This window comes from Acidithiobacillus sp. (assembly GCF_027322205.1).
GTDB lineage: Bacteria > Pseudomonadota > Gammaproteobacteria > Acidithiobacillales > Acidithiobacillaceae > Acidithiobacillus.
The window spans coordinates 1-18,527 of record NZ_DAHVHY010000005.1 but is presented as its reverse complement, the minus strand read 5'-3'; the positions used below and the strand labels follow the sequence as shown (position 1 = coordinate 18,527).

The following is an 18,527-nucleotide window of genomic DNA, read 5'->3' as shown; positions in this document are numbered from 1 at the left end:
GGATCAGCCGGCCTGCTGCAGACCGCGACGTTTCACATGGATCAGGAGCAGGGAAATGGCCGCCGGGGTCACACCAGGGATGCGGCTGGCCAAACCGATGGTCTGGGGCCGCTGGCGGGCGAGGCGCTGCAGCACTTCGCTAGAGAGACCACGCACCGCGGCATAGTCCATGTCGGCAGGGATATCCGTACCCTCCCAGCGCGCGGCGCGGGTGATCTCATCGTGCTGGCGGGCGACGTAGCCGGCGTATTTACATTCGATCTCCAGTTGCTTCCGGGCCTGGGCATCCGTACAAGGGGGCAGCTCGAGGGTGTTGAGCAGGCCGACGTAATCCCAGTCAGGACGGCGGAGAAGTTCGAGGGCGGTAACATCGCGGGAGAGGAACTGATCCGTCTTCGCCGCAATACGCTCGGCGATGACGCTACCGGGGTGGATGCGCAGGCCTTCAAGGCGGCGGCGCTCCGCCTGCACGATGTCCTGCTTGGTACTGAAAGCCGTCCAGCGCGCGTCATTTACCAGCCCCAACGCCCGGCCATGGGGGGTCAGACGCAAATCGGCATTGTCTTCGCGCAGTTGCAGGCGATACTCGGCGCGACTGGTGAACATGCGGTAGGGCTCGTCAAGACCGCGGGTGACGAGGTCATCCACCATCACCCCCAGATAGGCCTCATGGCGACCGGGCGTCCACGCCGCGAGGTCACGGGCGCGGCGGGCGGCGTTGAGTCCGGCGAGCAGGCCCTGTGCCGCGGCCTCTTCGTAGCCGGTGGTGCCGTTGATCTGCCCCGCACAGAAAAGACCGGGCAGGCGCTGGCTTTCGAGACTGAGGTGGAGGTCGCGGGGGTCGAGGTAGTCGTACTCGATGGCATAACCGGGACGCAGGAGGACGGCGTTCTCCAGGCCGCGCATACTGCGCACCAGTTCCACCTGCACGGTAAAGGGCAGACTGGTGGAAATGCCATTGGGGTAGACTTCGTGGGTATCGAGGCCTTCCGGCTCCAGAAAGATCTGGTGCGCGCTTTTGTCGACAAAGCGCACGACCTTGTCCTCAATGGACGGGCAGTAACGTGGGCCCACCGACTGGATATGACCACCATACATGGCCGACTGGTGCAGGTTCGCGGCGATGATCTCATGGGTGCGCAGGTTGGTATGAGTGATATGGCAGGCGCGCTGGGGCACCGCGATGCGCTGGGTCATGAAGGAGAAGGCGGGTGGCGGGGTGTCACCGGGCTGCGCCTCCAGCACGCTATAGTCGATGCTGCGACCGTCGATGCGCGGCGGCGTACCGGTCTTCAGGCGCGCCACCGGGAAGGCCATCTCGCGCAGGCGCTGGGCGAGGGCGTTGCTGGGCGGATCGCCGGCCCGGCCGGCGGCGTAGTTCTGGTCGCCCATGTGCACCCGGCCCCCGAGGAAAGTCCCCGTGGTGAGAACGACCTGGGGTGCGCGCAGCACCAGCCCCGTTTCGAGGATGACCCCCGCGAGCTGATCGCCCTCCATGAGCAGATCGCCGACCATGCCCTGGAACAGTTGCAGGGCGGGAATGTCTTCGAGCAGGCGCCGCACCGCGCGTTTGTAAAGGCTGCGGTCGGCCTGGGCGCGGGTAGCGCGTACCGCCGGGCCTTTGCTGGCGTTGAGGGTGCGGAACTGGATGCCCGCCTGATCGATGGCGAGGGCCATGATACCGCCGAGGGCATCGACTTCTTTGACCAGATGCCCCTTACCGATACCACCGATGGCTGGATTGCAGGACATCTGGCCGATGGTGTCGAGGTTCTGGGTGAGCAGGAGTGTACGCACGCCGAAACGGGCGGCCGCAGCAGCCGCCTCCGTCCCGGCGTGACCGCCGCCAACGACGATGACATCAAATTGATTTTGCATGGCGGGATTATCCGCGTTTCCGCCGGGTTTTGGCAATTTTTTTCAGGATAAAACGCGCCGCGAGGGGGCCTGTGATCACTTGGCCATCCCTACCCAGTTGGGTGAGCCGGTTCGCGCCGACACGGTAGAGCTTCGGCCCAGCGCCCACGCCCTCCAGCCGGATGGTGTTGCCATCGATCCAGGAGAACACATTCCCGCGCCGAAAAAGCTGGTCACCACGACCCACGTATTGGGTGGTGATCTCATAGGCGTGATCTTTGTTTAACGTGATGACCTCACGCACGCCGGGGCAGTCTGCGCAGGGGAGCACACCCGCATAGGTGCCAACCCAGTCTAGTGTCGCATGACGGGTGTGGGCGATGCCCCGCTTCGGGGTTGGCGTGCGGGTTGTCGCGGCCGGTTGGGTGGCGCAGCCGCCCAGGAGGATGGCGGCGGAGAGAAACAGAGCGTGCGGCCTTAGCACCGCCAGACCCCTGCCGCCCGATCCACATCCTCCTGCAATTCCAGTAAAATCAGCCCCGTGAAAGCCCCTGCCAACTCCCCTAAACCCAGCCGATACGCCATATTCTGTGGCCCGCGCCCGGCATACGCCCCGGCCCACGTCTCATAAAACAGCAAGCCGCCGGGCCGCAGCGCCGCCGCCAGCGCCGGGAACAGCGGCCGGTGCAAAAAATGCGTAACCACGATCACTGCAAATGACTCGGGCGCCGGTGGCCGGGCAATCACATCCCGGCATTGCACCTGCAGGGGCAAGCCAACGGCCCGCTCGCGCAGCCCGGCCACGGCGCTTTCCGCATAGTCCCAGGCCTCAGTCTCCAGACCGCGGCGTGCCAGAAACAACGCATTCCCGCCCCGTCCACAGGCCAGATCCAGCGCCCGGCCACTGGCGGGCAGCCAATCCGCATGCGCCGTCAAAAAAGGCAGCGGCTCTGGCTCCACCGCCTCCACTTGCGCATAGCAGGCGTCCCAGTGCGCCCGCTTTTCGTCGTCTGTCATGGCCGTACCCTCACTGCTCGTGGCGGATGCGCGGCAGCAGTTCGCTGAGGTTGCAAGGGCGGTGCCGGATATCCAGTTGTGGGATGATGATGGCCTCCATGCCGAGACGGACGCCGCCGGTGGAACCGGGAAGAAGGAACACGATGGTGCCATCGCAGATGGCAGCTTCGGCACGGGACTGGATGGTGCTGGTGCCGATCTCCTGATAGGAGAGCATGCGGAAGAGTTCGCCGAAGCCGGGGATGGGCTTGCTGATGAGGGGGGCGAGGGCTTCGGGGGTGACATCGCGGCCGGTGACACCGGTGCCGCCGGTGGCGATGATCACGTCGATGGCGGGGTCGGCGATCCAGTCACGCAGTTGCGTGCGCAGGCTTTCGGCGTCGTCGGCGATGATCTGGCGGACAGCGATCCGGTGTCCGGCCTGACTGGCGAGTTCGGCAATTTTGTCACCGGACTGGTCGGTTTCCGGCGTACGGCTGTCGGAGACAGTGAGGATGGCAATGGCGAGGGGTAAAAAGGCTTTGCTTTCGGGTGGCTGCTGCGCACTGCTCACGGCGGTATTCCCTTTACAGGATGACGGAAAGTCCAGTATAAAAGGCTCCGTCCTGCGGTCCAAGGGTCACGGCATGCGGCGCTCTCCATAAGCGCTGATTCCGGGCACTGGCGCCGAAATAGCCCGCTTCTGATCTGGAGAGCATCATGGATGTGTCCCTGCCAGCAGATCCGCAAGCCCTGACGTCGGCGCCCGAACCGGCGGCGGCAGGCGGCTGGCAGCATCTCACGGCACCGCTGCCGGCGGACTGGCAACGGGCGGGGCAGTTGGCGGACGACTGGGACTTTGCCCAGGACATCCTCGACCCCGATGAGCGCTCCTGGCTGCGTCGCGATGGCGCGCGCGTCTTCATTACGTTGCAATTCCCGGTGAAGGGGGATGACGCGGGTGTCGATAGCTGGGAACAACGGCCCTTGGGCATCATCCTGCAAGGAAACCGGATTACCACGGTGCTGGCCCGGGATTTTGCGCCATTATCGCCTTTTTTCGCGCAGATGGAGCATCTTTCCAGCCCACCGGAAAGTGTCGAAATTCTCGCCGCCATCCTCAAGATTCTGGCGCAGAGCTACGAAGACGCCCTGCATCAGCTCAATGCCGCCATCCACGATAACGAGCAGCAACTGGACTGGACCCAGAGCAATGGCGACTTTTTTACCCTGCTGGAGATCAGCAAAAGTCTGACCCGCTTTGAGGTGGCACTGGTAGGCAATATCGCCACGGCCTTCAAGATTTCCCGCCTGCCGGAAATCCGCGACGATCTGCCCGCCACCCGGCAGATCGACACGGCTCTGCTGGAATTGCAGGTGGCCCATGAGCGGGCGCGGGTCTATGCCGGAACCAGTACGTCGATGATGGACGCCTACGCCGGCATGGTGCAGAACAACATCAATCATGGCCTGAAGGTGGTGACGGTGCTGGCCATGATCTTTTATGTGCCGAGTCTGCTGGCGACCCTCTACGGGGTGAATACGACCCTGCCGTTTCAGAAGACCGACTGGATTTTTTGGGTCGTGCTGGGTCTGGGGGCGAGCATTTCTACCGGACTGGCACTGATTTTCAAGCGGAAAGGCTGGATATGAACGGGCTGACGGACGCACGGAGGGGACGGAATGCTGCATTGGTTTAACGAAAAGACGGACGCTGAACTGAAAGTCACCGCCGACTTCCAGTGGCCACCGAGCGCCACCTGGATTCAGGTGGTGGCGCCGACGACCGCGGAGCTGGATTTTGTCGCCCAGCATTTGCAGGTACCGGATTATCTGTTTCAGGACGTTTCCGATGAGGATGAGCGCCCGCGTCTGGAGCGGGAGGGCGACATCGCCCTGATCATTCTCAAGGTGCCCGCCCCCATGCAGGCCGCCGCCGAACTGCGCTTCCGTACCCTGCCCGTGGGACTCTGGCTCCTGCCCCAGCAGATGGTGACGGCCAGCGCCCAGCCCCTTGCCCTCTGGGACGAGTTGCGCGGGCAGCGCCAGCGCGGTAAGGCCCTGCATGTGCGCGGGCTGCTGGCGGAGATTTTTCAGGCCATCGCCAGGGACTATCTGCGCGCCCTGCGCATTATCAACGCCGAAATTGCCGCAACCGAGAAAATACTTCGCAACTCTCAGAATAACAATGAATTCTTTCGACTTCTCGCGCTCAATAAGAGCCTCATCCTCTTTTCTTCGGCGCTCAAAGGTAATATCTCCGTCGCTCAGCAAACCATGCGCCTGCCGCTGCTCAAACAGGACGAGGGCGATCTGGAAGACATCGCCGACGCCCTCATCGATCTTCAGCAGGCGCGAGACATGACCGAAATTTACGCCTCCACCATTACCAATATGATGGATGCCTATGTCGGCGTATTGCAAAACAATATCAGCAACACCCTGAAAATCATCACGGCCTGGACCGTGGTCGTGGCGGCCCCGGCAACGGTGGCGAGCATCTACGGGATGAACGTACCCCTGCCCCTGCAGAATTGGATCTATGCGTGGCCGGTGCTCATGGGGGGCGGATTTGCGGTATCCGGGATGCTGTTCATGATCTTCCGCAAGAAAGACTGGATCTGAGCGCGCGCCATGAGTTGTCAATTTTACGATAAGACGGAAGGGACCTGGATCGCCGCCGAACGCTATACGGCAGAAGGGCTTTTTCTGCTGACGCCGGAGCAGGTGAATCGGTGCCCGCAATTAGAAGCCGCGCTGCGGCACTGCGTAGAACAACGTCTTTATTGTCACCATGATGAAATGACCCTGCGCCTGCCCGTAGCCCTGCTGGAAAAAGATGCGCAGTTCGGCACGGTAGCGCGGATGGCGCACCTGACCCTGCATCATACGCCACGGAGTCTGGCGATTCTGGGCGAGGAAGCGCTGATCCAGCCGTTGCAGCAGGACTGGCTGGGCGAGTTACGGCAAACCGCTGTGGGCGAAGTTCTGCAACGCGTGCTGCTGAATGTCATCTATAGCCACGAACGGGTAGCACGGGTGCTGGTGGAACGTTTGCAGGAGCTGCGCATGGCCCTCAAAACCTCCATGAGTAACGTCGAACTGCGCCAGATTGTGGTCCTGAATCGGGACCTCGGCGAACTGGTTATCGCCCTGCGGGAAACCGGCCTTATTCTCCGCGATGCGCTGCGTGCCACAGCCGGTGAATCGCCGGCCTATCCGTTGCTGGACGCGGCGCTGCGTGAACAGCGCCGGATAGAAGAGGGTGTGAATCTGATTCATGAGCGCTACCTGGCGGTAACCAATGCCTATAATGGCATTGTCCAGAACAATGCCCATACGGTGATGAAGGTGATGACGGTATGGCTGGCCCTGCTCATGATGCCCATCGCTTTCATCATGCCCTGGCACATGATGACGCCCCTGCCTCTTGAGCATTGGCATTATCTCTGGTTCGGATTAATCGCCTATGTCTTCGGCGTAACCTGGTTGTTCGCGCGCTGGGCGCGTAAACACGGCTTTTTTTCCATGTGAGGGCCGCCCCATGATGCGCATCACCCGCGATTCTCTGCTGTCCGGAAACGCCAACCGGCGGAGCTGGATGGCATTGGTCGCCCCCTCGGCCAGCGAACTGACCCAGGCGGCGACGACCCTGGACATCCCCGAGAGCTTCCTGCGCAAACGCCTGGAAGGCGAGGCATCGCGCCCGCTGATCAAAGAAGAACGGTTGATTTCTTTGCAATTCCAGGTGCCACTACCGAAAGAAGGTGCAGCAGGACAATTCACGCTGGTGCCCCTGAGTTTGTATTTCGTGCCCGGCTATTTTGTCACCCTGGCCGAGCGGGAGATTCCCTTCCTGAGCCACCTGATTGATCCGCAGAAACCGAGTAAACGCTGGGAGCTGGTACTGCGCATCATCGCCGAAGTCACCCGCAATTATCTGCCCACCGCGCGTTCAGTGGCCCGGGAGATGGCCGTGGTGGAACGGGATCTGCGCCAGGCGCAACGGCATGACGTGGTGTATCGCGGTCTGGACATCAATGACCGCCTGCTGGCGCTGGATCTGGGCCTGCTGCAACTGGAGTACGTGGTCAGTGAAATCGGTCATTTTCTCCCCAGCGAGGATGCTGACCTGGTGGAAATTCATGAAGATACCCGCATCGAACTGTCCCAGGTGCGGGATCAGGTGGACAGTGATCAGGCGACCATCAATGAACTGCTGGAGTCTTATGCTTATGTGGTGCACAACAACGTGAACCACCTCTTCAAATTCATGGCGGCGCTGATCATTCTCGCGACGATTCCGCTCTTTATTCCGGGTGCCGCAGCCATGAACGTGCCGCTGGGGCCTTTTCCACACTGGCGTTATGGCTTTGCGGCGGTGACCGGCGGGCTAGTGCTGGTGGAAGTGCTGACGGCCTGGGTGTTTTACCGCAAGGGGTGGCTACGGCTGAGTTGAGGAAACACTCTCTCTTCCAGCGGGTGCCAATGCCTCGGCACACAGTTCCAGCCAATGACGAACCGGAGTCTCACTGCCGCTTTGCAGGTGCATCTGGCAGCCGACATTGGCCGTGGCGATACAATCCGGCTGCTCTGCCTGCAAAGCCTCCAATTTCTGATTGCGCAGCTGCTGGGACAGCACCGGCTGCAAAATAGAGTAAGTGCCCGCCGAGCCACAACAAAGATGACCGTCGCGGACCCTGGTCAAGCGGTAACCGGCTCGTTGCAGGAGCATTTCGACCCCGCCTTGCAAGCGCTGGGCGTGTTGCAGGGAACAGGGGGCGTGGAAGGCGACGGTGCCGCGATCCGCGGCCACGAAAGGGATTTCTCCGGCGCGTTCCAGAAGCCATTCACTGGGGTCGCGGGCCAGAGCGGCGACGCGCGCGGCCTTTTCGGCATAGTCCGGATCGTTTTGCAGCGCCTCCCCATATTCCTTGACCATACTGCCGCAGCCGCTGGCGCTGACCAGAATGGCTTCAGCGCCAGCCTCGATCAGCGGCCACCAGGCGTCGATGTTGCGACGCATGTAGTCGTGGGCTTCGCTGTGGGCGCCGAGGTGCAGGCTGAGGGCACCACAGCAGCCGGCGCTGGCCGGAACCTCTGCAGCGATACCGAGGGTGCCGAGTAGTTGTTCCAGCGCCGCCCCTGTCGCCGGAGTCATCACGCTTTGTACGCAGCCGGCGAGGGCGATGACCCGCCGTTGGTGGGCCGGTTTCAAGACGGTGGATCTGGCCGGCAAGGGTTTGGGCAGGGCTGGGACCTTGCGCGCCAAGGCTTCCGGCAGCAGAGGTTTGCAAGCATCGCCGAATTGTACCAGCAGCCGGAAGCGCTCGGGATGGGGGACGATAGCACGCAGCAGGCGGCGCTTCAGCCGCTCCAGTGCCGGGCGACCCACTTCTGCCTCAATATGCGCGCGACCGATTTCCGCCAGCCGCGCGTAGCGCACGCCGGAAGGACAGGTGGTTTCGCAGGCGCGGCAGGTGAGACAGCGGTCCAAATGCTTCAGGGTGTGTTCCGTGGCCGGGGCACCGGCGAAGAATTCCTTGATGAGATAGATGCGGCCGCGCGGACCATCCAGTTCGTCACCGAGAATTTGGTAGGTGGGACAGGTGGCGGTGCAAAAGCCGCAATGGACGCAACTGCGCAGAATGGCGTCGGCCTCGGTCACGCTGGGGTCATTCTGAAAGCGGGGGGCGATGTGGGTTTGCATGGGCGAGCCTCAGAGGACGACGTAAAGATGGCCGGGATTGAGGACGGCGCGCGGGTCGAAGGCCGCTTTGAGCCGTTGTTGTACGGCCAGCAGCGGTGGTGTGAGGGGATGAAAGACCTCATCGTGGCGATCGCCGCCGCGAAAAAGGGTGGCGTGACCACCGTGCTCCGCCACCAACTGCCGCAAGGCCGTCGCATCGCGGACACCACGCAGCCAGCGCTGACCGCCGCCCCATTCGACGAGGGTCTGGCCCGCGAGAGGCAAGGGCGGTGTGGCCGGGGCAACGGCCAGACGCCACAAGGGCGCATCCCCCTGAAAAAAAACGTGCCGCTGTTCGCGCAGGGCCACCCAGAAGGCTGCCGCCTCGGCATCGGGCAACCTTTCGCCACCCAGCCGGGTCTGTGCCGCCCGCACGGCGCTTCCGGTGCCGGAAAGACGTATATACAGGTGCTCGCCATCATACGCCGTAGCGGAGAGCGGCAGGGGTTGTCCAGCCCAGAGATTCATGCGCTGGACGGCGGTGGCGGGGTCCACCCGCTGCACCAGAGTCACGGCATGATCGGGACGCGGCAGCACCTTGAGGCTCACCTCGAGCAGGACGCCCAAGGTGCCGAGCGCGCCCACCATCAAGCGGGAAACATCATAACCGGCGACATTTTTCATGACCTGCCCGCCAAAGCGCAGGATTTCGCCCTGCCCGTTGAGGATGCGCATGCCCAGCACCGTGTCGCGGGCCGACCCGGCGTAGGGGCGGCGCGGACCGGAAAAACCGCAGGCCAGCGTGCCGCCGATGGTCGCGGCGGGTCCGAAGTGCGGGGGTTCAAAGGGCAGTATCTGTCCGGCTTCCGACAGTTGTGCTTCGAGTACCTGCAAAGGTGTACCCGCGCGCAAGGTGATGAAGAGTTCATTGGGCGCGTAGTCGACGATGCCCTGATGGCCGCTGAGATCGAGCCGATCGCATTCCGGCGTTTGGCGGCCATAGAACGCCTTGCTCCCGCCGCCGCGAATGGCGAGGGGCCGGGATCTGGCGTGGGCCTCCTGCACGATCGCCTGTAAGGTCTGGCTCTGGTCCATGTCAAAAACGCTCCAGTTCGGGGAAAGGCAACCGGCCATGATGCACATGCATGGCTCCCAGCTCGGCGCAGCGATGCAGGCTGGGCACGGCCTTTCCGGGATTGAGGCGATCTTCGGGGTCGAAGGCGTGTTTGATGCGATGCAACTGCGCCAGTTCGGCGGCGTTGAACTGGACGCACATGCTGTCCAGCTTCTCGACACCGACGCCGTGCTCGCCAGTGACACTGCCACCGACGGCCACGCAGAGTTCAAGGATGCGGCGTCCAAATTCCTCAGCGGCGTGCAACTGCCCCTCGGCGTTGGCGTCGTAAAGAATCAGAGGATGCAGATTACCATCGCCCGCGTGAAAAACATTGGCGACCCGCAGACCATATTCGACCGACCAGGCGGCGATCCGCTCCAACACCTCGGCGAGACGCTGACGGGGTATCGTGCCATCCATGCAGTAGTAGTCCGGGGCCAAACGCCCCACCGCCGGGAAGGCGGCTTTGCGACCTTTCCAGAGCAGCAGGCGGGTCGCGGCATCCTCGGCCATGCGGATGGCACTGGCGCCGTGGCGTTGGAGAATCACCTCCACTTCCTGGCGGCGCTCTTTCAGCTCTACGACCGAGCCATCCAGTTCGCAGAGGAGGATCGCGGCCGCATCGCGGGGATAGCCGGCGTGGACAAAATCCTCGGCGGCTTCGATGGCGAGCTGATCCATCATCTCTAATCCGGCAGGGATGATCCCGGCGGCAATGATGGCACCGACCGACTCCGCCGCCGCCACGACGCTGGAGAAAGCGGCAAGCAGCACCAGCGTATGCTCCGGCACTGGCAGCAGGCGCACCGTGCATTCGGTCACCACCCCGAGCAGGCCCTCGGAGCCGGTCATCAGCGCCAGCAAATCATAGCCGGGGCTGTCGGGGGCCTGGCTACCAATCTGCAGGGCTTCGCCCGCCGCCGTCAGCACTTCCAGTGCCAGAATATTGTGGACGGTGAGACCGTATTTCAGGCAATGCACCCCCCCGGAATTTTCCGCCACATTGCCGCCGATGCTGCAGGCGATCTGCGAGGAGGGGTCGGGCGCGTAATACAGGCCCAAGGGGCGGGCCGCTTCGCTGATGGCCAGATTACGCACGCCCGGCTGCACCCGCGCGGTACGGTTTTCCAAGTCGATGGCGAGGATATCACGCAGGCGGGCCAGGCTGAGGAGGACCGCGCCGCGGATCGGGCGGGCGCCCCCCGATAGACCGGTACCCGCGCCACGCGGCACCACCGCCACGCCATAACGCTGGCAGAGGTGCAGGACCGCCTGCACGCCCTCCCGGTCCGTGGGCAATACCACACAGAGCGGCAACTCGCGCAGCACCGAGAGGCCGTCGCATTCATAGGGCCGCAAATCTTCCGCACCGCTCAATACCGCCTCCGCAGACAGCGCCGCCCGCAGTTCGGCGAGGAAGGCGGCGCTGTCAGGAGGGGCAGACATGGAACGCGTCACTCGATTGCCGCACCGCGTAACCGCCGACGGACGAGCGCGAGGCCCTCCGCATCCCCCACATTGCCGGGGAAAATCACCACCGGCAGATTGGGCGTGCGGGGGTGATCAGCAGGGCAGGTCACTACCGAGCAGCCCGGCAGAATCTGCCCCATGACCCGCGCCATGCGCAGGGCAAGGCCACTGCTGAGCACATCATTGGAGGTAATACCGCCCTTGCTGATGAGGAAGCCGAGGTCCTCCGGCAAGCCTCGCACCACGGCCATGAGGAAAGCCGACACCGCCTCCCCAAAGGCCAGGCGGGCAGCCTGATCGGCAAAACGGCGCTCACTGCGGCTGGTGTAGATGACCACGTCCAACCCTTTGTCGTGCGCCGCTGCCGCCTGCTGCAAAATGGCTGGCAATTGCCTGGAACGCGCGTCGCCAGCGCAGGCATCCACATTCACCTCGATCGCCTCCAGACCGGGCTCCTGCAATAGGCGCTCCAGTTGCTCGGTGCTTTTGCGCACATGGGAGCCGACCACGATGGCACCCGGCTTGCCGCCGCGCACCAGTCGCGCCATATCAATGGCCGCGACCGGCTGCGGCGGCAAGTCCGCCAGCGCCGTCAACAGGCTGGCGGCGCTACGGAACAGGAAGCGCTTGCCCTGTGCCGCCGCCACTCGCAAATCCCGGGCAAAAGCGGCGAGATCGGCAGGCTCCACGGCATCCACCACCACACAAGCGTTGTCCCTGAGCGCCAGTAGACGCGGCAGACAACCGGCATGCAACTCCGCCAGCGTCAGGCGCTCCACCACCACCGCCGGAATCCGCCCCTGGGTCTTCTCCTCCACATAATCCGGCAGAAAGCTGTGATGGAAGGCAAACACCGAATCCTGGGCAAACTCCGTCTCGTGGGCGGGCGTTTCAACCCCGTTCTGGCGCACGTAATGCACGCCGTCGCGGGTGATGCGCCCGCCCTCAAAAAAAGCGGGGACCAGGAAGTGGGCGTCGAACGGCCCCAATTCCTCGGCCATGACGTCGGTTTCCACCGGATAATGGCCGCGCAAGGTGGAGTCGGAACGGCTCACCAGAATAGGCCGTAGCGCCTGCCCCGTCGCCGCCAAGCGGTCCAGCGCCACCCGCAGATTCCGGCAGATTTCGCGGGTCACCGCCGCCGCCTGCGCGGCCGCCATGCCCCGGGTGTTGCTGAGGACAAAAAAGAGCGGGGCCGGATCGCGCAGGGCGATGCCCAGCGTTTCCGTATCCCAGCGGGTGAGCAGCAGGCATGAATGCACTGTTTGCGAACCCGTGGGGTCGTCGTCAATGACGATGATTTTGCTGTCGGCGTCGGCCATTCGCTGCAATCCTTATCCGGCGTTGAAGCCGTGGATCTTACCGACGATGGTCTCGGCGGTAATCCCGTTGAAGGCCATCAACTCACCCGGCGTCGCGGTGGTCTCCCCCCGCAACCAGGCCAGCACATCGCGCTGTGTCGCCCGGCTACGCAGCAGCACCGGCTCCAGCGCCCCGGAAGTGCCGCCGCTGATGCCCAGCAGCCAGTCCCCGGCGAAGAGGGCGTGGAAATCCGCGTCGCGCATGAAGCCGGTATCGGCTTCGGAAACGGTATGCGCGGCCACATCCACCGGACGATACAACTGACGTGGGTTAATCACCGACACGATCCGCACCCGATACCCCTCCTTCTCCAGCACGTCCCTGGCGGCGAAAACCGGCAGCAGAACCATATCGCCGGTCACCGCCAGGGTCACGGTGCCGCGCTGCCCTGCACCCGTATCATGCAAGAGCGCCGCCCCCTTGCGCACCGCCGCGCGGGCCTGTGCCATGCTCAGGCGCACCGGCAGGGGGCTCTTGGAAGCCACAATCACCATCGACTTGTTGACGCTGTTCACCGCGTACTCGTAGGCCGCCTGGATGGTATTGGCATCGGTGGGATAGAGCAGGAAGACGTTGCCGTTGCGCATCTGCGCGGCAAAGTAATTCTCGATCTCCGGACGCTGATGGGTCCAACCGTTGCGGCCCTGCTCCAGCGCACCGGCGGTGAACATACAGACGGTGGACGGGGTCTTGCGGCGCAGTTCGGCCATGGCCTGGGCCACCGTCTGCATAATGGGCCAGCCGTTAATGGCGAAGGACTCATAAGACAGCCACAGGGAACGGCTGCCGAAAAGTGCCAGTCCCGCCGCCAGACCCGCGCAGGCATCCTCGTTCAGGGGTTCATAGACCTGCCCCCCAGGCTGCTGGTTGTAGAGCGGGTCCTCTGTGGGGTGGCGGATTTTCAGGGCGTCATTGATGTTCTTCATGGCCGAGGCTTCGTTGCCGTCGGCATTGGTCACCACGAAGCGTGGGTCCTGCCGCCCCAGCCAGGCCACCAACGCGCCCATGGCGGTGGCGGGCACGACCTGCTCGCCCAAGGCGAAATCCTGCATGGGAAATTCGCCCAGCTTGGCGATTTCCAACACCTGCTCGGTCACCGCCGTTTTGGCGGCAGGACCACCACCGGCCCGCGCGAAGTTCTCCCGCACCAGTGCCCAGGCTTCCGGACTGAGGGCACGTTGCTCCAGCGCCGTCCTGATCTCCGGCGATTCCGGGGTGTCCTTGGGATAGAGATTGTGGGACTTGGCACCCGAAACATGCATGCCCGCCCCCTTCAACTGCTTGAGAATGAAGGCGGTGTGACGACCGCCCAGGGCGTGGTCCGCCGCCCTGGCCACACCGGTCAGCACCGCCTCCATGAAGGCCAGCCGCTGGCCGAAGGAGAAGCGCGCGGAGTCGACATAGGCCCCTTCCTGACCGGCATCGTCGAAGTCCCTGGCATCCACCAGGATGACTTCGTCGAAGTCATGGGCGCGCCAGTAGGCGATCATCTCGTCATTCGTCATCAGGGAAACCATGGAGTGATGCTCCTGACTAAAGCCATTCCAGACCAGCACCGGCAGGTAGTTGGTGACCCGCGGGTAGGCAAAGTGGAAGTGCTTCATGGCGCTCAACACATAAGGCTCCCCAAAACCGCCGTCACCGATGGTCACCGGGAAGAGAGTACCGGGGTGCAGCAACGCGCCCGCCATGGCAAAGTGCTGTCCCTGCCCCAACGGGCCGGCTGGCGCCAACAGGCCGGGGATCGCCCCGGAGAGATGGCCGAGCAGGCCATGCTGTTCGCGGAAACGCGCCATCATGTCATTCATGTCGCGGATACCCATATCCTCCAGCGAGCTGTCGAGGAACATGGCGCTGTAGAAACCGGGGGCGTGGTGGCCCACTTCGGTGACGATGTTGGTATGGCCGAGCATCACCAGCGCCGCATAAGCCTCAACGCTGGAGGCAAAGCCGCCGGGATGGCCGGAGGATTTGGCGGCGCAGATCTGCAAGGTGCAGTAGCGCAGGGCGTCGGCCATGAGCAGGGTCTGGTAGACGGCGGCTTTGGCCGCCGGATGCGGGATGGCTTTGTGGCCAGCGGCGATGGCGGCACTGCGGCCGTACTCCGCAAAATTCGGCCAGGATTCACCAAAGTGGAACATACCCGCGCAAAAGGCGGGAGCGTTAGCGGGCAAGGTGCTTTGGGCGGTCATGGCGTGATGATCCTGTGCTAAAAAAGGTTGCACCCACTCTAAGCAAGACCGTATGATTCCGCAATAGGGTATCGTTTCCACAATGCGGAATATTCCATGCCAGACTCTACCAGCGACAGAAACTCCTCCATCCAGGTCATCGACCGCCTGCGCGCCCTGCTGGACGCCCTCGCGGCGGAGGGCGGCAATGCCCCCCTCAAGATACTCGCCGCCGTAACCGGACTGGCGCCCTCCACCGCCTTCCGCATTCTCGCCTCGGCACAGGACAACGCATTGATCACCCGGGACACCGTCGGCCATTACCGCTTTGGCCCCCACCTCCAGGACTGGGCGCAGCTCGCCCCCGGCCGCAGCGACCTGCGCGCCATCGCCCGGCCCATCATGGCCTGGCTGCGCGATCAGGTGCAGGAGACGGTGAACCTCACCATTCAGCAGGACGACGAAGTCGTCTATGTGGAGCGCGCCACCCCGTCGCGGATGATGCGGGTAGAGCAGGTGATCGGCAGTCGCGCGCCCCTGCACACCACCGCCGTCGGCAAGCTGATGCTGGCGCTGAATGGTGAGGCGGCGGTCGAGCGTTATGCCACCCGCACCCACTTACCGGCGCTCACCATACACACCCTGCACGACACCCCGACACTCTGGAAGGACGCCCGCACGGCTCTGGAGCGCGGCTATGCGCTGGATAATGAAGAGGCCGAGATCGGGGTGGGTTGTATCGGTGTATTACTTCGCAGCCAACTGCCCTGGAATGCCGGACTGAGCATCTCCGCACCCATTGAGCGTCGTCAGGAAAGTTGGGTACCGCTGTTGCAGGAGGCCGCCCGGCGGATAGATACGCGCTTGCAGGGACAGACGGTAACGGTGGATGTGGGGGCGTTAAGTTAAGACGATTACGCAGCTATCGATGGCGATTTCCCAGAGGCTGGCGGCACTGAACCAGACCATATGGGCAGGATTAGCGATCGTCAGATGTAATATCTTATGAGATATGCTAAAGATCGTTCTCGATACTTCGGTCTTGGCCAGCGCGCTACGTCGATTCAAGAGATAAACAAGCTCCTGGACGCGCTGGCGAGTGCTTGCATACCTGTGGAGATTCATTTTCAGTAACCGGTAATGGATTACCGGTAATGGATTGATGAGGAGCATCGGGCTGAACTCATGGAGAATTGGGAGCTATGCACACACCCCCTGTATCGGGGGCCGGCGATATCCATGAGTTGCAAGATTAACTGTCGAACTCGGGGGCGCCATACCCAGTTGCTGCATCAGGATGTCCACGGACTGACCGACTTGTACGATCCGATCCCCGTTTACCCGATAAATAGGGTTATTGTACGGGCGGGCCTGATTAGCAATCCCGCTGTTTGGACCCAGGTGGTGGCCGTATCAATGAGTACTGAAAAGCGGAACGCCCGCAGTTGTGGCTGCCTTCGCCAGATCGGCATCAAGTGTTGCCAGCGGTAGGCCCGTGCGCAGCGATAGCTCCAAATAAGCCGCATCATAGGCTGACAGTTTATAGCGCCGGGCGAGGTTCAAGGTGTCCCCTAATGCGTGTGCCGATGTTGCCTGATCGGTCACGATGTTGAGTCGCCCAAGGAGGGCGATGAATCGTTGTACGTCCGCTTCAATCACAACACCCTTGGATTCCACCTTGGCTGCAACGTTGGCTGCCTCCAGCGCGAACAGGGACGGCACAACGGCTTGCGATTCCCTAAGCGCCTTCAGGGTCGCACTGGCATAATCCACACCTGCCGGATTGGATTCGGGCACCAACCAGAGCAACGCAACAGAAGCATCCAAGACAAATTTCATGCCCGACCTTCGTTAATAAGCGCCTTGAGATCGACACCGTCCACAGGCTGACGAGCCTGCATGAAGGACAACATTTCATCGACGGCTGCCATGGCATCCGAGTGCTTGTTGCCTTCAGCGGGTACAAGATCGGCCACGGCCTCGCCCCGCAAGGTGATAGTGTAGCGATTGCCCGCCTGGATACCGCGCAGCAACTCCGGCAGCTTCGTCTTGGCTTCGTATGACCCAACTTCGATATTCATGAACAGTTCCTTTTTAGCTATATGGACCAGTATACAGACTGGTCCATATAGGTCAAGTTATCGTAATGTCTCGAAACAGCCCCTCACCGGTACCCGGAGAACCCAGCATATCTTTGCGCGTGTACGGAATACCTTGGGCCTGGTCTGCATTTTAAGAGTGAGTTAACGCCCAACCACCTCCCGCATCACCGCCAGCACCTGCGCCGCCGCCGCCTCCCAGGTATAGAGCGCCGCCCGCGCCGGGCCGACGGCCGCCAACCGGGTCCGCATCGCATCATCCTCCGCCAGCCGCCGCATCCCCGCGGTGATGGACCCCACATCCAGCGGATCGCAATAAAGCGCCGCATCGCCGCAGACCTCCGGCATCGCGGTCACGTCGGCCACCAGCACCGGGCAGCCCGTGGCCATGGCCTCGATGGGCGGCAGACCAAAGCCCTCGTAGAGGGATGGGTAAACCAGCGCCAGGGCGCGGCGATAGAGTGCCGGCAGCAGCTCGTCGCGCAGGTAGCCCAGCATCCGCACCTCGCCGCGTTCCAGCATTTCCGCCAGGACCGCGGCGAAATTACTCTCCTGCCAGCCCATCTGCCCCACCAGCACCAGCGGGTGCGCCCTGCGGATGACCACCGGCAAGGCCGCGTAGGCCGCCAGCAAGCCCGCCAGATTCTTGCGCGGCTCCAGAGTGGAGAGAAACAGGAAAAAGCGCCGATCATCCCCCAGCAACACGCCATCCAGGGCCGCCTCCACCTCCGCCGCCGGAGCCACGGCAAAGCGCCCGCTGATACCGGGATAGACCACATGCGTCCTGCCCGCCGCCTCCGGGAAGTAATGCAACAATTCTGCTTCCGTAAAACAGGAATCCGTGAGCACCGCCCGCGCATGCGCCAGGGCCGGTCGCAAGTGACCGTCCAAAAAGGCCACGCGGGCCGGGGGGTGAACCTCCGGATAGCGGATATGGGAGAGATCATGCACCACCAGGACAGACGGCGCCCTGGCAGGCGGCAGGACAAAGTTCGGCCCCAGGATGAGATCCGGCCGCCAACGCCTTTCCAGACGCGCCAGTTGCCGCCCCTGCAAAGCCCACTGCAGATCCCGACCCAGGGGAATATGCTTACGCCACTGAAGCAACCGGGGAATGCGCAGACCCGCCGGTCGCGGCGGCACCCGCGCCCAGGACCGCGCGGTAAAGTAGGCCAGAGTCGCCCCCCCATCGGCCACCAGTTGCTGACAAAGCGCAACGCTATAATGCCCGATCCCCGCCAGTCGCCCCGACAGCGTATTGGCATCCACCGCCACCCGCAGCGGCCCCAAACCCGGCGCTCCCCCATCCATGAATGGGGACAGCGAAAAGTCGTAGGGCCGGTCCCACAGCGCGGAAACCATCGCCCGCACATTGCGCCACTTACCCCAGAGCAGTCGCCGCGCAATGCGCCCCAACGCGCCCAGAGTCATCGCCAGGCGCGGCCTGGAGGCGTAGCGCCGCAAAAAACGGCGGGAGGAGGCGGTGACATAATAATCCTTGAGGGGGTTGGCATGCCCGAGGCTGGACGAGCGCTGATGCCAGATCACCGCATCACCGGCCACCGCCAGCTTCCAGCCCTGCGCGCGCAGGCGAAAGCACAGATCCACATCTTCCCAATACATAAAAAAGGTATCGTCATCAAAGAGACCCGTGCGCTCCAGCGCCTCGCGGCGCAGGAGTATGCTGGCCGCCGTCAGATAATCGAGACGCCGTGCCGCCACCGGCCGACGATGATGCCGTGCTACTCCCGCCCAGCGCCAAACCC

17 protein-coding genes are annotated in these 18,527 nt (G+C 63.1%); 5 read left to right on the top strand and 12 right to left on the bottom strand.

The features are described from left to right. Positions 1–3 precede the first annotated feature (3 nt). Genes mnmG through moaB form a run of 4 tightly spaced genes read right to left on the bottom strand, consistent with a single transcriptional unit; the run spans position 4 to position 3,427 of the window. A complete protein-coding gene (gene mnmG, locus M7F93_RS01765) occupies positions 4–1,878 on the bottom strand; it encodes a tRNA uridine-5-carboxymethylaminomethyl(34) synthesis enzyme MnmG (protein ID WP_298168115.1) in 1,875 nt (624 codons plus the stop codon). Positions 1,879–1,885: 7 nt separating this feature from the next. Beyond that, entirely contained in the window at positions 1,886–2,341 is a 456-nt protein-coding gene (locus tag M7F93_RS01760; RefSeq protein ID WP_298168112.1) for a copper resistance protein NlpE, read from the bottom strand. Then, complete coding sequence (locus M7F93_RS01755; RefSeq protein WP_298168110.1) at positions 2,335–2,874, bottom strand: class I SAM-dependent methyltransferase; 540 nt, start codon at positions 2,872–2,874, stop codon at positions 2,335–2,337. Before M7F93_RS01755 ends, M7F93_RS01760 begins: the two co-directional genes overlap by 7 nt. 10 nt (positions 2,875–2,884) lie before the next feature. Beyond that, positions 2,885–3,427, bottom strand: coding sequence for a molybdenum cofactor biosynthesis protein B (gene moaB / locus M7F93_RS01750; protein ID WP_298168107.1), 543 nt, complete (start codon positions 3,425–3,427; stop codon positions 2,885–2,887). A gap of 146 nt (positions 3,428–3,573) precedes the next feature. On the opposite strand from moaB, the gene M7F93_RS01745 reads away from it, so the two are divergent. The 4 genes from M7F93_RS01745 to M7F93_RS01730 are packed head-to-tail and all read left to right on the top strand — an operon-like array spanning position 3,574 to position 7,312. Next, a complete protein-coding gene (locus M7F93_RS01745) occupies positions 3,574–4,506 on the top strand; it encodes a magnesium transporter CorA family protein (protein WP_298168104.1) in 933 nt (310 codons plus the stop codon). Between the two features lie 30 nt (positions 4,507–4,536). Then, positions 4,537–5,478 (top strand): magnesium transporter CorA family protein, encoded by a 942-nt coding sequence (locus M7F93_RS01740; protein ID WP_298168102.1) that lies wholly within the window; start codon positions 4,537–4,539, stop codon positions 5,476–5,478. A gap of 9 nt (positions 5,479–5,487) precedes the next feature. Further along, the gene (locus M7F93_RS01735) at positions 5,488–6,387 is read left to right on the top strand and encodes a CorA family divalent cation transporter (protein ID WP_298168098.1); all 900 of its coding nucleotides are present in this window, start codon (positions 5,488–5,490) and stop codon (positions 6,385–6,387) included. A 10-nt stretch (positions 6,388–6,397) separates the two neighbouring features. Continuing rightward, positions 6,398–7,312, top strand: coding sequence for a CorA family divalent cation transporter (locus M7F93_RS01730; protein ID WP_298168095.1), 915 nt, complete (start codon positions 6,398–6,400; stop codon positions 7,310–7,312). Here the strand turns inward: M7F93_RS01730 and glcF are convergent. From glcF to M7F93_RS01705, 5 genes are read right to left on the bottom strand one after another with little or no spacing between them, the layout of a single operon-like run. After that, positions 7,298–8,563 carry a glycolate oxidase subunit GlcF gene (glcF, locus tag M7F93_RS01725; protein ID WP_298168092.1) on the bottom strand — a complete coding sequence of 422 codons (1,266 nt, stop codon included), beginning with the start codon at positions 8,561–8,563 and terminating at the stop codon, positions 7,298–7,300. The two genes, M7F93_RS01730 and glcF, sit on opposite strands and share 15 nt — an antisense overlap. Positions 8,564–8,572: 9 nt before the next feature. Then, on the bottom strand, positions 8,573–9,637 hold the full coding sequence (gene glcE, locus M7F93_RS01720) for a glycolate oxidase subunit GlcE (RefSeq protein WP_298168089.1): 1,065 nt from the start codon (positions 9,635–9,637) through the stop codon (positions 8,573–8,575). 1 nt (position 9,638) lies between these two features. Then, positions 9,639–11,105: an FAD-linked oxidase C-terminal domain-containing protein gene (locus M7F93_RS01715; RefSeq protein WP_298168086.1), complete on the bottom strand. Its 1,467-nt coding sequence runs from the start codon at positions 11,103–11,105 to the stop codon at positions 9,639–9,641. An 8-nt stretch (positions 11,106–11,113) separates the two neighbouring features. Further along, positions 11,114–12,451, bottom strand: coding sequence for a four-carbon acid sugar kinase family protein (locus M7F93_RS01710; protein ID WP_298168082.1), 1,338 nt, complete (start codon positions 12,449–12,451; stop codon positions 11,114–11,116). A gap of 12 nt (positions 12,452–12,463) precedes the next feature. Further along, positions 12,464–14,683 carry a phosphoketolase family protein gene (locus M7F93_RS01705; RefSeq protein ID WP_298168079.1) on the bottom strand — a complete coding sequence of 740 codons (2,220 nt, stop codon included), beginning with the start codon at positions 14,681–14,683 and terminating at the stop codon, positions 12,464–12,466. Positions 14,684–14,779: 96 nt separating this feature from the next. On the opposite strand from M7F93_RS01705, the gene M7F93_RS01700 reads away from it, so the two are divergent. Beyond that, positions 14,780–15,571 carry an IclR family transcriptional regulator gene (locus M7F93_RS01700; RefSeq protein WP_298168076.1) on the top strand — a complete coding sequence of 264 codons (792 nt, stop codon included), beginning with the start codon at positions 14,780–14,782 and terminating at the stop codon, positions 15,569–15,571. A 504-nt stretch (positions 15,572–16,075) separates the two neighbouring features. On the opposite strand, the gene M7F93_RS01695 is transcribed toward M7F93_RS01700, so the two are convergent. From M7F93_RS01695 to M7F93_RS01685, 3 genes are all read right to left on the bottom strand, one after another. Beyond that, positions 16,076–16,501 (bottom strand): type II toxin-antitoxin system VapC family toxin, encoded by a 426-nt coding sequence (locus M7F93_RS01695; protein WP_298168074.1) that lies wholly within the window; start codon positions 16,499–16,501, stop codon positions 16,076–16,078. Beyond that, positions 16,498–16,743 (bottom strand): type II toxin-antitoxin system Phd/YefM family antitoxin, encoded by a 246-nt coding sequence (locus tag M7F93_RS01690; RefSeq protein WP_225487321.1) that lies wholly within the window; start codon positions 16,741–16,743, stop codon positions 16,498–16,500. Before M7F93_RS01690 ends, M7F93_RS01695 begins: the two co-directional genes overlap by 4 nt. A gap of 162 nt (positions 16,744–16,905) precedes the next feature. Beyond that, positions 16,906–18,527, bottom strand: a 1,622-nt coding sequence (locus M7F93_RS01685) for a glycosyltransferase (RefSeq protein WP_298168070.1), incomplete at its 5' end; no start/stop codon positions are given.